Here is a 13,119-nt window from a genome sequence, read left to right on the forward strand (position 1 = left end):
TGCTACTTACCTTTAGCTACTCTCGCTGCCAGGCGCGTTGCGTTGGAAAGGCGCGGTTTTAAAAGCGGGCGATACCTTCGTTGGATCAACTTGGTTTTTATAGTTAGCTGTGGCTTCCGCCCACCACATTAGTTGACCTAGTGTGCGGCCAAAATAACTCTCCCAGCGCTCCTGTTCCTGACCAAACTGCCCGTCCTCGTTCAGCGCCTCCTGCGCTTTAGGTACATGAATCATGGCCGACACCGGCAGGCAGCCAAGCTCGGATAGAAATGCCCGCATAGCAACGGCTGCACGCACGCCGCCCCATTGACCCATCGAATACGTCACGATGGCGCTAGGTTTAAATGCAAACAGTGATGCGCCAAAGTGATTAAGCAGATGGCTAAGCGCTGGGCTTATAGAGTGGTTATATTCAGGGCTGACCATTACATAGCCATCGGCGTGAGCGATCTTGTCTGCAAGTTGCGCTAAGTCACCCGGCGCATCGCTTTGTGCGTAAGCAAAATGCGGCTTGAAAGGCGCTTCCAGCGATAACGTTAGCGGATCAATAATCTCAGCCGTTGTATTTGGGAGTGAGGAGAGTAAACGCTCGCAGGCTTTTGCTACCCGCTCGCCGAGTCGGGCGGGTGAAGGCGGCGTGCTGTTTCGGGTTGAACCCAGAAACACTAAATAGTGTGCCATGGCCAGTGTTTCCTATTTGACGTTTTCAGTTGGAAAATAATGTCGGGTGTTATTGGCAATTTTCACCAGTGCCAGCATTAGTGGCACTTCGACTAGAACGCCGACGACGGTAGCCAGCGCAGCACCTGACTGTAAGCCAAACAGCGCAATTGCCGCTGCGACCGCCAATTCGAAGAAGTTACTCGCACCGACCATAGCGCCAGGGGCTGCAACGTTATGCGGAACCCGTCAAGCCTTAGCCCAGCCATAGGCAATAAAGAAAATCAAAAACGTTTGAATAATCAGTGGAATCGCGATGAGTACAATATGCAGTGGGTTATTGAGAATAACCTCGCCCTGGAAGGCAAATAGAAGCACGAGTGTGATGATCAAGCCAATCGGTGTGATGGGGCCAACGCGCTTCATAAAGACGTTGTCATACCACTCTGCGCCGCGTTTTTTGATCAAGGTTTGGCGCGTTATATAACCTGCTGCCAGGGGGATCACAATATAGAGCACCACAGACAGGGCAACAGTATCCCACGGTACCTGAATATTGGAGATGCCTAGGAGGAAGACCACGATGGGCGCGAAAGCGAACAGCATGATTACGTCGTTGAGCGCCACTTGCACCAGCGTATAAGCGGCATCACCGCGGGTTAAGTAGCTCCACACGAATACCATCGCGGTACACGGTGCGGCACCGAGAAGAATGGCGCCCGCTAGATATTGACTGGCTACTTCGGCAGGAATAAAAGGCCGAAAAATAACCATTAGGAAGAGCCAGGCAATGGCGAACATAGTGAAGGGTTTGATCAGCCAATTAACGGTGGTGGTAATAATCAAACCTTTTGGCTGGCGCCGCACGCCTAGGAGCGAGGTAAAATCAATCTGCGCCATCATTGGGAAAATCATCGCCCAGATAAGCACGGCCACCGGAATCGATACCTGGGCCACTTCGAAGCGCGAAAGCGTTTCCGGCACCGCGGGTATAAATTGTCCCAGTAAGATACCTGCCACAATAGCTAATGCCACCCATAGCGAAAGATAGCGCTCGAAGAACCCCATTCCTTCTGCGGTGGAGGGTGATGTGTTTTCGCCCAATGCTGACATTTGAAGCTCCTTGTTAAATGGCGCGTTGATTGACCCGTTTGGAAATTTCTTCAGCGCTCTCTTTACGTTCTGAATAACGGTCTGTGAGTAGATCGCTACGCTCGCGCACCAACAGCGTAAATTTCACCAGCTCTTCCATCACATCGACAATACGGTCGTAGAAAGGGGAGGGTTTCATTCGGTTGTTTTCATCAAATTCCATAAAGGCTTTTGGCACTGACGATTGATTGGGAATCGTCAGCATGCGCATCCAACGACCTAAAATACGCAGCTGATTGACCGTATTGAATGACTGGGAGCCGCCACAAACCTGCATCACTGCCAATGTTTTGCCTTGGGTCGGGCGCACGCCACCTAGCGAAAGCGGAATCCAATCTATTTGCGCTTTCATAATGCCGGTCATTGCGCCGTGTCGTTCAGGGGAGCACCACACCATCCCTTCGGACCATTGAGCTAACGTGCGTAGCTCGTCAACTTTGGGATGGCTGGCATCTGCAGCATCCGGAAGCGGCAAGCCTTTTGGATCAAAAATTCTCGTTTCTGCACCCATGGCGGTCAGTAAGCGTGCTGCTTCCTCAACGGCTAAACGACTAAACGAGCGCTCACGCAAAGAACCGTATAACAGTAATATTTTAGGTGCATGCTCGGCGTTTTGTGGAACGCCAAGGCGATCACTGCTGGGCCGCTCAAACAGCGCGGTATCGATGTTAGGTAAATCAGTCAGGTGGGGGAAATCTTTGAGTGACGACATTAGGGCTACCTGTTTAACGCTATTTTAGGTTAGTCACTCCATGATATACGTTTTTTCGTATATTTCTAGCGTCGCCTGCAAGCTGCAATATTGCCGTCATGAACCCAGCGTACAGTGGTAGCCATTAATTACATTAGAGGCTATTTATTTATGTCGAAGCGCCGCGTGTTGTTTCTTTGCAACGTTAACTCTGCACGGTCCTTAATGGGAGAGGCGTTGCTTCGCCATATGGCAGGTGATCGTTTTGAATCGTTTAGCGCTGGTTCTGAACCGGATGAGCCCCATGCATTGACACTTGAAGCGCTGCGCAAACAGGGACTACCCACCGAAGGCTTACGCAGTAAGTCGTTGGATGAGTTTGAGAGCGAGACCTTCGATTTTGTCATTGTGCTGTGTGACAAGGCCCAGCAAGCCTGTCGGGATTGGCAAGGGCAGGCGGGCGAAGTGCTGTTCTGGGATATTCGCGACCCTCGCCTGATTGGCAAGCCAGACGCTTACGAGCAGGCATTATTGGAAATTCGTCGTCGCCTGCAGCTATGGCTGCCCCTGCATAAGTCTGCTTAATCTTACTCATAGGGGCAGGTCGAGATGAAATGGATCAATAACTTAAGCGTCAAGGCGAGTTGGACGCTGGTGCTCTTGGCGTTCAGTGGTTTGGTCGTCGTGATTGGCGCATTGGGGCTGTTCGCTAACCATTTTGGACGCGATGCATTCACGTCGCTACATCAGCGGGACATGGCGCAGGTCAGTGAGCTTAATAGTGCTTACACGCAGTTATTACGTGCGCGTATTCAAATGAATCGTGCCGCAGAGTTGATTCGCACCCCGTCGTTTGATCGTCCCGCTCCGCTTATCGATGAATCACAGAGGTTGTTGGATACGGCGGCAGTCAACTTCGAACAGTTTTCATCGAGTGATTTTGAACCTGAGCAGCAAGCGTTAGTTGATCAACTGGCCGCTGATTTTCAATCGTTCGTTAACAATAACCTTAGCCTGCAGATGATGATGCTGGAAGAGCGTGATGTCTCTGGTTTTCTGTCAGGAGAGTCACGGGTAGATGACAGCAGCCAGCAATTTGTGCAGAGTGCCGAGGCATTTTTTAACGCCTTAAACCAGCGGGGTAACGGCCTTCTCGCACGTTATGAGCAAGTATCATCGCTACTGTTTTGGGGCGTCATTGCGGTGTTGGGTGCCGCGCTGTTAGTGGTGGCGGTGGTGGTGTGGGGAGTGCGCAAGAATGTGCTTCGCCCTTTAAAAGTCATTACCGAGCATTTTCAACGCATTGCTAAAGGCGATCTATCCACGCCCGTTTCAGCCCACTCGACCAACGAAATTGGTCAGCTGTTTAGTGAGCTAGCCAGTATGCAGAGCGCTTTAACGACAACCGTGGATCGCCTTACTGCCAGCAGCCAGCAGGTCTATAGCAGCAGCCAGGAGATGACTGAGCAGAACCAGCTCTTGGCCAGCCAAACCGATACCCAAGTGTCTGCCTTACAGCAAATGGCGGCGAGCCTGGAGCAGCTAACCGCGACGGTAAATCAAAATGCGGAAAGTGCGGCGCATGTAAGCCAATCGACCGCGGATGTTTCCCATAAGGCGCAGCAGGGTGACGAGGTCATTACCCAGTTTATTGCCACTATGGAGGCGATCAATGATCACTCTGAAGAGATCCAAAGCATCATCCGAATGATTGAGAGCATCGCTTTCCAAACCAATATATTGGCGCTGAACGCATCGGTTGAAGCGGCGCGTGCTGGTGAGCATGGACGTGGCTTTGCAGTCGTGGCAAATGAAGTGCGGGCGCTGGCAACCCGCAGTGCCAATGCTGCCAGCGAGATTCGATCACGCATTGAAGCGTCGAGTGCGAGTGTCCAACAGGGCAGTGTATTGTCGCAGCAAGCGGGTGAGCATACTCGTGCGATAATGCAGGCTGCCAGTAACGTGGATACGCTAATGACGCAAATAGCCAATGCCTCTGAGGAGCAGCGACGCGGCATTGAAGAAGTTAATCAGGCGGTGGTGCAAATTGATACTACGACGCAAGGAACCATGCGCTTAGTCAACCAGGCGGCCCAGAGCGCTGAAGGATTATCTCAGGAGGCTTTGCAAATGCGCGAGTATGCAGGACAGTTTAGTGTTGCCGAAGAAGCCGCCGGAATGAACTTTGCTGACATCAATGAACATAACGGCGAGTGCCCTGAATGGGAGCAGCTTAGTCAGCAACAGACCGCTTTACCTAGTTCTCATAGGCAACGCCATCGTGAAACCGATGTGATGACGTCTGCTTAAAATCCTAAAAACACTAATTTGCGTTTATTCCGAGGCTGTCAGCGCTATCATGCGGTTTTCTCTGGGCGACTAATGTTTTGCAATTGATCCAACGGCTCTTCTCGCCCGTCGTCTTTTTCTCTCAGCGTTTACTGAACGACCCTATGCTGCTCTCAATGAGCGGCCTATGGGTCGTTTTGTGGTGGCTGGAACCTCAGTCATTGACAGAGATGGCTGAGCGGGTGCATTGGACCACGCTTGCCGTGCTGACCGGCCTTATGCTGCTCAGTCGGTCGTTGGAGCTCAGTGGTTATTTAACGCTCTGGGGGCGCCAGCTGTTAGCCCGTCTGAAGGGTGAAAGGCGCCTAGCGGTTGGTTTGGTGCTGTTTTCAAGCCTGCTTTCTGCCGTCGTCACCAATGACGTAGCGCTGTTTATTGTCGTACCACTGACCCTTGGCCTCGCCAGAATGGCAATGCTGCCTATTGCGCGTTTAATTGTGTTTGAAGCGCTAGCGGTGAATGCGGGGTCATCGCTGAGCCCGATTGGGAATCCACAAAACCTATATCTATGGCAGCTTTCAGGCCTACGTTTTGGCGAATTTCTATGGGTAATGCTACCGCTGGGTGTTGGTCTAATGCTGCTGCTCTTGCTCCTTATTCCCTTGGCGTTTCCAAAAGCCTCAATACATTTGGAGGCAGCTTCTATTGGAGCAACGATGCGGCAACAAAAGCCGCTATGGGCTGCGCTAATCGGCTACCCGCTTTTTTTGATTGCGGTGGACATGGGCTGGGTGCTGCCAGCGATGGTAGGTGTATTGCTTACGATGTTATGGGTGGCCCGGCGAGCAGTATTCAGTATCGATTGGCTGCTGCTGGTAGTGTTCGTATTAATGTTCATCAATTTAAGTGTTATCGGTGAGTTAACTGTCGTACAGCAGGCAATTAATACAATGCGCCAGTGGCCCGGTGGCGATATCAGCGTAGGTGTACTGCTTTCACAAGTTATTTCCAACGTACCGGCAACGCTGTTACTTGCGGAGGAGAGTGAGTGGCAGCCGCTTGCCTGGGGCGTCAGTGTCGGTGGCTTTGGTTTGGCGATAGGCTCGATGGCTAATTTAATTGCCCTGCGCTTGGCTCGTCAGCCTGACATTTGGACAGAGTTTCACCGTTGGTCTCTGCCTATGTTAGGCCTTGCTTGGTTGTTTGCTGCGCTATGGAAAAACGCCCTGTCATTGTAATGACAGGGCGTTATCCTCTCAAGATTAGATCCTTACGAGGAGTGGTTAGTCGATTAGCTCGACGGCAACCGCCGTTGCTTCACCGCCGCCGATGCACAGGCTGGCAATGCCTCGTTTACCACCTTTCGTGCGCAGCGCGTGTATCAGCGTGGCAATAATGCGCGAGCCGGTTGAGCCAATCGGGTGGCCCTGAGCGCAGGCGCCACCGAAAACATTCACCTTGTCATGGGGCAGGCCTAGATCATCCATCGCCATCAGTGTCACCACGGCAAAGGCTTCGTTGATCTCAAATAGGTCGACATCATTAACGCCCCAGCCTAGCTTTTTCATCAGCTTTTCTATCGCACCCACCGGCGCGATAGTGAACTCACTTGGGTGGCGTGAATGGGTAGTGTGGCCGAGCATGCGTGCTAAAGGTTTAATACCGTGCTGATCCGCGGCTTCCTGACTGGCCAAAATCAGCGCCGAGGCACCATCGGAAATCGAGCTGGCGTTGGCAGCGGTAATGGTGCCATCTTTGGCGAAAGCAGGGCGCAACTGGCGGATTTTGTCGAGTTTAGCTTGGAAAGGCTGCTCGTCGTGCTTGACCAGGTGTTCACCCTGGCGCGTGGAAACCGTGACGGGGGCCATCTCAGCGTTTAAGTGGCCTGCGTTAGTGGCCGCCATGGCGCGCTCAAGCGAGGCAATGGCAAAATCGTCCAAGCGTTCGCGCGTATAGCCACGCTCTGTGGCGACATCTTGAGCAAATACGCCCATCAGCTTGCCCGTTTCAGCATCTTCAAGGCCATCTAAGAACATATGATCTTTCAGTTCGCCATGCCCGAGCCGGTAGCCGCTGCGTGCCTTGGTCAGCACGTGGGGGGCGTTAGACATCGACTCCATACCGCCAGCCAACAAAATATCGCCGCTGCCTGCTTTGATTAAATCGTGAGCAAACATCGCGGCTTTCATGCCGGAACCACACAGCTTATTGATGGTGGTGGCACCATTGGCATCGGGAATGCCCGCTTGCCGCATTGCCTGACGCGCCGGGCCCTGTTTAACGCCTGCGGGCAGTACGCAGCCCATAATGCCTTCGCTGATCAGAGCGGGATCAATCCCCGCCTCTTCAATGGCTGCTTTTATGGCGATTGCGCCAAGCTCTGGTGCCGACATGCTTGAAAGGCTGCCCATCATGCCGCCCATAGGGGTGCGTTTAGCGGCGAGAAATACAACATCAGTGGCGTTGCTCATGGTCAATCTCCTTCAGGTTTATTGTGATTATCATGCTGAGTAGTGGGTGATACGTTGACCCGTAGGCGGTGCTGTGGTTTTCTCCAGAGTAACCAAGCAAGCGCTAGTGTAAATAACATGAATGTAATGAATGCATCACCTCGCCGCAAGGAGTTGACGCGCCTTGCCGCCCAGCTCTTCGTTCAAGAGGGCTTTGATCGCACCACCGTGCGTATGCTGGCGCAGGAAATGGGGATTAAGTCTGGTAGCTTGTTTCATCATTTTAAAGACAAGCAGGAAATCCTCGCAGCGGTTATCGAAGAAGGTACTCAAAACGCCTTAGTAATTGCACGTAAAGCACTGGATGAGTGTGCTTCTGGCCCTGAAGTGCGCCTGCGCGTTATGGCTCGTGCCCATCTCGAAACGCTTTTTACTGACCGTAATGCTCATGTAGTGGCGCTCTTTGAGTGGCGTCGACTCGATCCTGATGCAAGTGCTCATTTAAGTCATTTGCGCGATGCTTATGAGGCGCTGTGGGTTACTGTCATCGATGATGCTTTAGAAGCAGGGCTGATTCATGGAGACCGCTTTCTGGTCTCGCGCTTCGTGCTCGGGGCACTGAATTGGACCGTACGCTGGTATGATCCTAATGGTCCCCGTTCCCCTGACGATCTCGCTGATGAGCTTGTCGCCATGATTATGCCCCCGCCTGCTTGAACTGCTTGCGCTATACAGCTTCCTACCAACGTCTAACGCTTTAATTCATCAGAGTGCTTGCTCTCTAAGACGATTACTTTTAGCGTTGCTTTTAACTTAAAGTTTCCGTTAACGTCAACGGATAATTTTAGCGACCTAGCTTGCGCCCTACCTGTATTGCTTTGCGCTCATTACTAACAACAATGATCATCTACATTAGAGAGCCATCATGACAGCGACACCACAATCACTGCCCGACTATCAGCACTACCTTGAAAACTTTTCTATCAATAGCGTTATTGCTCGCCTGGATGACCATCAGGATGGAATGTTGAATGCTTTCGAAGCCTGCTGTGGTCGGCATGTGCGCCAAGGGCGCGGCGACGTGCTAGCGCTAGTTCAAGAGGATACCCAAGGGGCGGTTCACACCCTGACTTATGCTGAGTTGGATGCGCAAAGCGCTAAATTGGCGGGTTGGTTTCAGGCTCAAGGGCTAGGTAAAGGTGATCGCATTGCTTGTATGTTGCCGCGGTCACCACGGCTTTTGATTGCGGTACTCGCCACATGGCGTATTGGCGCGGTTTATCAACCTCTATTTACTGCCTTTGGTCCTGATGCCGTGGACTATCGTTTAGGGCGTGCAGATACCAAGCTGGTGATTACTGATCACGCCAATCGCTATAAGTTTGATGGCTTGAGCCAGTGTCCGCCCGTGTTGGCAGTCGGTGGTGCAACCAGTGAACATTCGGATGATCATGATTGGCAAGCTGCATTGACGCATACGTCAATGAGCGATAAACCGCCCAGGCTATCGCCTGAACAACCTTTTCTACAAATGTTTACCTCTGGCACCGTGGGCAAGCCCAAAGGTGTTGCTGTTCCCTTGTCTGGAATGACTGCCTTCGCGATCTATATGGAGCTCGCCATTGACCTGCGTGGTGATGACCGCTTTTGGAATATGGCTGACCCAGGCTGGGCATATGGTCTTTACTATGCGATCACGGGGCCACTGCTGCTCGGTGTGACGACCCATTTTTGTGAAGCGGGCTTTAGTGCTGAGGGAGCGCTGGCGTTTATGAAGCGCCATCACATTACCAATTTTGCCGCTGCGCCTACCGCTTACCGGCTGATGAAGGCATCAGGCCTGTTTGATGACGCCCATCAAACCTTGGAGCTGCGTGCAGCGAGTTCAGCCGGCGAGCCTTTAAACACCGAAGTGGTCACCTGGGTTGAGAAGTCGCTTGGCTGTCCTGTCATGGACCATTATGGGCAAACTGAAACCGGCATGACGTGCAATAACCACCATGCACTTGATCACCTTAAGCATGTGGGTGCGATGGGCGTCCCAATGCCGGGCTATCGCCTGGCGATTTTGGATGCCGAGTATCATGAGCTGCCTGCGGGTGAGCCTGGGGTGCTTGCCGTGGATATCAAGAATTCACCTGCGCACTTCTTTCAAGGTTACACTTGGCAGGAGAAAAATCCCTTTGTAGAGGGCTATTACCTTACTGGCGATGTTGTGATCCGTAATGAAGATGGCACCTTCCAATTTGCCGGGCGGGACGACGACATTATTACCACCGCAGGTTATCGGGTGGGGCCAACGGATGTTGAGAATAGTGTAATGACACACCCGGCTGTTGCAGAGTCGGCGGCGGTGGGGCAGCCAGACGAGATTCGTGGCGAAGTGATCAAATCCTATGTCGTACTGCGAGAAGGCTATGAGGCAAGTGAAGCACTTGCCGATGAGATCAAGCAGCGAGTGCGTGACCGGTTATCGACTCACGCTTTCCCGCGCGTTATTGAGTTTGTCGATGAGTTACCCAAAACACCCAGTGGCAAGATTCAGCGCTTTAAATTGCGTGCTCAAGCAGCAGAAGAAGCTAAGGCAGCCAAATAAACATAACGCTTACAGGGAATACGGTTATGCAGGTTAAGGACAGTACTTTTTTAATTACTGGGGCCGCTTCTGGTCTTGGCGCGGCAACGGCAGAGCGTTTGGTGGCTGCGGGCGCTCGGGTCGTTTTATGCGATTTAAATAATAGCGTAAACGCACATGCGCAGCAGTTGGGGGAGCAAGCTCAAGCGTGTTTGGCAGACATTACCTCTGCCGAGCAAATGCAACAGGCGGTCGATACGGCGGTAGCGCTGGGTGGCAAGGGCGGTCTCTCAGGTGTGGTTCATTGTGCGGGCGTCGTTAGCGTGGCCAAGTTGGTTGACCGTGATGGAAATCCGGCTGATCTAGATAGCTACATTAAAACGATCAACATCAACCTGGTGGGTACCTTTAACGTAATGCGCCTCGCCGCGGCGGCAATGGCTAAAAATACGCCTAATGAGAGCGGCGAGCGCGGGGTGATTATTAACACTGCTTCTATTGCGGCTTTTGATGGTCAGGTAGGGCAGTGTGCTTATAGCGCTTCTAAAGCGGGCGTTGTGGGTATGAGCTTGCCAGCGGCGCGCGAGTTATCGCGTCATGCCATTCGAGTTATGGCAATCGCCCCAGGCGTTTTTGAAACACCAATGATGAGCGAGATACCCGATGAGGCTGCCCTGGCCCTAGCGGCAGCGGTGCCATTTCCCAAGCGATTGGGTAAGCCGGATGAGTTTGCTCAATTAGCCGAGCAAATTATTACCAACCCAATGCTGAATGGCGAACTCATTCGCTTGGATGGCGGCATACGCATGCAGTAACGTATCAGCTATATAGAATCGCAATGAGACGGCTCGTCAGCTTTTGGCTGGCGAGTTTTTTATTGCTGGCATCAAAGGCTGGCAGCATTGGCTACCAAAGTTGTAGAGCGTTTTAGCGCTAAATTCAAACGCTCGCTTGACTCTGCTGAGCGCTCGCGCTAGTTTTCAAACATGTGTTTGAAAGCCGCTTTCTTTTAGAAAATATTATTCGGCTTTTGATCCCCCGGTTGTAGGAGAGTGTTTTAGGAGAAGTGCGATGCCCACTTATCAGGCCCCTATTCGTGATATGCGTTTCGTTATGGACGAAATGCTTGATTATCCTGGTCACTATGCGCGCTTGCCGGGCGGTGACGAAGCATCGCCCGATGTCATTAGCGCCATTTTAGAGGAAGGGGCGCGTTTTGCTCGCGAGGTGCTGCTGCCGATTAATCAAAGCGGCGATGCAGAAGGGTGTTTGTTAGAAGGGGGCGAAGTAAAAGCGCCAAATGGTTTTAAAGAAGCTTATCAGCAATATGTAGAAGGTGGTTGGCCTAGCTTGGCCGCCGATCCTGAACATGGCGGGCAAGGATTGCCGCATTCGTTAGCGATGCTGCTTTCGGAGATGATTTGCGCAACCAACTTGGCATGGGGCATGTACCCGGGGCTTTCCCATGGGGCTGCGGATGCACTACGCCATCATGGTACCGATGAGCAGAAGGCTACATACCTCACCAAGTTGGTAGAGGGCGTATGGACCGGCACGATGTGTTTAACCGAGTCCCATTGCGGTACCGACCTCGGCTTGATCAAAACGCGCGCAGTGCCCACTGAAGTTGACGCTTACGCGATTACCGGCACCAAAATCTTTATCTCGGCCGGCGAGCATAATCTGGCTGAGAACATCGTTCATTTAGTGCTAGCAAAACTGCCTGATGCACCCGAAGGCTCGAAAGGTATCTCGCTATTTGTGGTGCCTAAGTTTATGCCTGATGCCGAAGGCAATCCTGGCGAGCGCAATGGTGTTAGCTGTGGCTCTTTAGAGCATAAAATGGGTATTCACGGTAACGCTACCTGTGTGATGAACTTCGATGGCGCAACCGGCTATCTGGTGGGCGCCCCGAATAAAGGCTTGGCGTGTATGTTCACCATGATGAACGCTGCGCGTCTTGGAGTAGGTATTCAGGGGCTGGGTTTGATTGAAGCCAGCTTCCAGAATTCGTTGAGCTATGCCCGTGATCGCCTGCAAATGCGAGGTTTGTCAGGCAAGCAGGCGCCTGAGAAGCCCGCTGATCCAATTATCGTCCATCCCGATGTTCGACGCATGCTGCTGACTCAGAAAGCCTTCGCCGAAGGCGGGCGTATGCTAGTGCTATACACCGCTCAAATGCTGGATGTTGTAGAGCATGGTCAGCCAGGTGAAGAGCGAGAGCGTGCCGACACGCTTTTGGGATTGCTAACCCCGATTGTAAAAGCGTTCTTGACCGAAGTCGGTTTTGAAAGCACCAATGAGGGTGTTCAGACTTATGGCGGCCATGGCTTTATTAAAGAGTGGGGCATGGAGCAACTGGTACGCGATGCGCGTATTACTCGCTTGTATGAAGGCACTACCGGTATTCAGGCGCTCGACCTACTGGGTCGTAAAGTCCTTATGAGTCAGGGTGAGTCGTTGAAAGTGTTCACCAAGGAGATTCACCAGTTCTGCAAGGCTGAATCAGAGAATCCGGCGCTTAAAGAGTTTATCGGGCCTCTGGCAAAGCTGAACACAGAGTGGGGTGAGCTAACCATGGGCATAGGTATGAAAGCGATGCAGGACCGCGAAGAGGTAGGCGCGGCAAGCGTCGATTACCTTATGTACTCCGGCTACGTCACGCTGGCGTACCTATTTGCTCGTGCGGCCAAGCAGGCATCTGGTTCTTTAGAGGGCGAAGATAAAGCCTTCTATGCTGCTAAATTGAATACTGCTCGCTTCTATTATCAGCGGCTATTACCGCGCACAAAGGCGCATGCGCAAATGATTCAGTCGGGCGCTTCCAGCCTGATGGCCATCTCCAGCGAAGACTTTGGCTTGGGCTTTGAGATTTAATTAACGGCTAAGACGTTAAAGGAGCACTTTCTGGTCAGTCGTTCTGATCGGTGGTTTGCGGCAGAAGGTTTTCCTTCTGCCGCTTTTTTTATACGCAATAACTTCTTTTACTTGCTATCTTGATAGTGAGGCCTTAAAGTACGCATCCGCTGCCGGGGACGCCAAGCGTTACCAGCGGTGAATAAGGTGTAAAAGCCTTGGTTAGTCAACGAGTTAGCGGTTTTGAAAATCGCACATTGACAACCGCCAGGAAGTGCGTATAATACGCCTTCCTCGCTGAGGCAAGCCAAGTCAACGGCAAGCCGGTTGCTTTCACAGTAACCAGGACAGCGAAACAGCTCTTTAACAATTTGATCAGGTAATTCATGTGGGCGCTTGCTGACGTTGGTGACAAATCACCAAATATCAAGGCAAGCGAACATATC

The 13,119-nt window shown here is 52.1% G+C and carries 11 protein-coding genes and 1 pseudogene; 7 read left to right on the plus strand and 5 right to left on the minus strand.

Annotated features, from left to right (window positions below):
- Nucleotides 1-12: 12 nt before the first annotated feature.
- The 3 genes and pseudogenes from HUO07_RS16255 to arsH all read right to left on the minus strand — a co-directional run bounded on the left by HUO07_RS16255 (nucleotide 13) and on the right by arsH (nucleotide 2,524).
- The gene (locus HUO07_RS16255; RefSeq protein ID WP_176304423.1) at nucleotides 13-681 is read right to left on the minus strand and encodes an NADPH-dependent FMN reductase; all 669 of its coding nucleotides are present in this window, start codon (nucleotides 679-681) and stop codon (nucleotides 13-15) included.
- A 12-nt stretch (nucleotides 682-693) separates the two neighbouring features.
- A pseudogene (arsB, locus tag HUO07_RS16260) lies at nucleotides 694-1,773 on the minus strand (ACR3 family arsenite efflux transporter).
- Nucleotides 1,774-1,786: 13 nt separating this feature from the next.
- A complete protein-coding gene (arsH, locus tag HUO07_RS16265) occupies nucleotides 1,787-2,524 on the minus strand; it encodes an arsenical resistance protein ArsH (RefSeq protein WP_281362664.1) in 738 nt (245 codons plus the stop codon).
- Nucleotides 2,525-2,674: 150 nt separating this feature from the next.
- On the opposite strand from arsH, the gene HUO07_RS16270 reads away from it, so the two are divergent.
- From HUO07_RS16270 to HUO07_RS16280, 3 genes are all read left to right on the plus strand, one after another.
- Nucleotides 2,675-3,088: an arsenate reductase ArsC gene (locus HUO07_RS16270; protein ID WP_176304424.1), complete on the plus strand. Its 414-nt coding sequence runs from the start codon at nucleotides 2,675-2,677 to the stop codon at nucleotides 3,086-3,088.
- A 24-nt stretch (nucleotides 3,089-3,112) separates the two neighbouring features.
- Nucleotides 3,113-4,813 (plus strand): methyl-accepting chemotaxis protein, encoded by a 1,701-nt coding sequence (locus tag HUO07_RS16275; RefSeq protein ID WP_176304425.1) that lies wholly within the window; start codon nucleotides 3,113-3,115, stop codon nucleotides 4,811-4,813.
- A 77-nt stretch (nucleotides 4,814-4,890) separates the two neighbouring features.
- A complete protein-coding gene (locus HUO07_RS16280) occupies nucleotides 4,891-6,030 on the plus strand; it encodes an SLC13 family permease (RefSeq protein WP_246286733.1) in 1,140 nt (379 codons plus the stop codon).
- 45 nt (nucleotides 6,031-6,075) lie between these two features.
- On the opposite strand, the gene HUO07_RS16285 is transcribed toward HUO07_RS16280, so the two are convergent.
- Nucleotides 6,076-7,263 (minus strand): acetyl-CoA C-acyltransferase, encoded by a 1,188-nt coding sequence (locus HUO07_RS16285; RefSeq protein WP_176304426.1) that lies wholly within the window; start codon nucleotides 7,261-7,263, stop codon nucleotides 6,076-6,078.
- A 126-nt stretch (nucleotides 7,264-7,389) separates the two neighbouring features.
- Between HUO07_RS16285 and HUO07_RS16290 the strand changes: the two genes are divergently transcribed.
- The 4 genes from HUO07_RS16290 (at nucleotide 7,390) to HUO07_RS16305 (ending at nucleotide 12,694) form a co-directional block, all read left to right on the plus strand.
- Nucleotides 7,390-7,959 (plus strand): TetR/AcrR family transcriptional regulator, encoded by a 570-nt coding sequence (locus tag HUO07_RS16290; protein WP_176304427.1) that lies wholly within the window; start codon nucleotides 7,390-7,392, stop codon nucleotides 7,957-7,959.
- A gap of 208 nt (nucleotides 7,960-8,167) precedes the next feature.
- On the plus strand, nucleotides 8,168-9,838 hold the full coding sequence (locus HUO07_RS16295) for an AMP-binding protein (RefSeq protein ID WP_176304428.1): 1,671 nt from the start codon (nucleotides 8,168-8,170) through the stop codon (nucleotides 9,836-9,838).
- A gap of 26 nt (nucleotides 9,839-9,864) precedes the next feature.
- A complete protein-coding gene (locus tag HUO07_RS16300) occupies nucleotides 9,865-10,632 on the plus strand; it encodes an SDR family NAD(P)-dependent oxidoreductase (protein ID WP_176304429.1) in 768 nt (255 codons plus the stop codon).
- 256 nt (nucleotides 10,633-10,888) lie between these two features.
- Complete coding sequence (locus HUO07_RS16305) at nucleotides 10,889-12,694, plus strand: acyl-CoA dehydrogenase C-terminal domain-containing protein (RefSeq protein ID WP_176304430.1); 1,806 nt, start codon at nucleotides 10,889-10,891, stop codon at nucleotides 12,692-12,694.
- A 205-nt stretch (nucleotides 12,695-12,899) separates the two neighbouring features.
- Here HUO07_RS16305 and HUO07_RS21565 read toward each other — a convergent pair.
- Nucleotides 12,900-13,119, minus strand: a 220-nt coding sequence (locus tag HUO07_RS21565) for a hypothetical protein (RefSeq protein WP_217908933.1), incomplete at its 5' end; no start/stop codon positions are given.

Origin of the sequence: Vreelandella maris, assembly GCF_013371085.1 — a bacterium.
Taxonomy (GTDB): domain Bacteria; phylum Pseudomonadota; class Gammaproteobacteria; order Pseudomonadales; family Halomonadaceae; genus Vreelandella; species Vreelandella maris.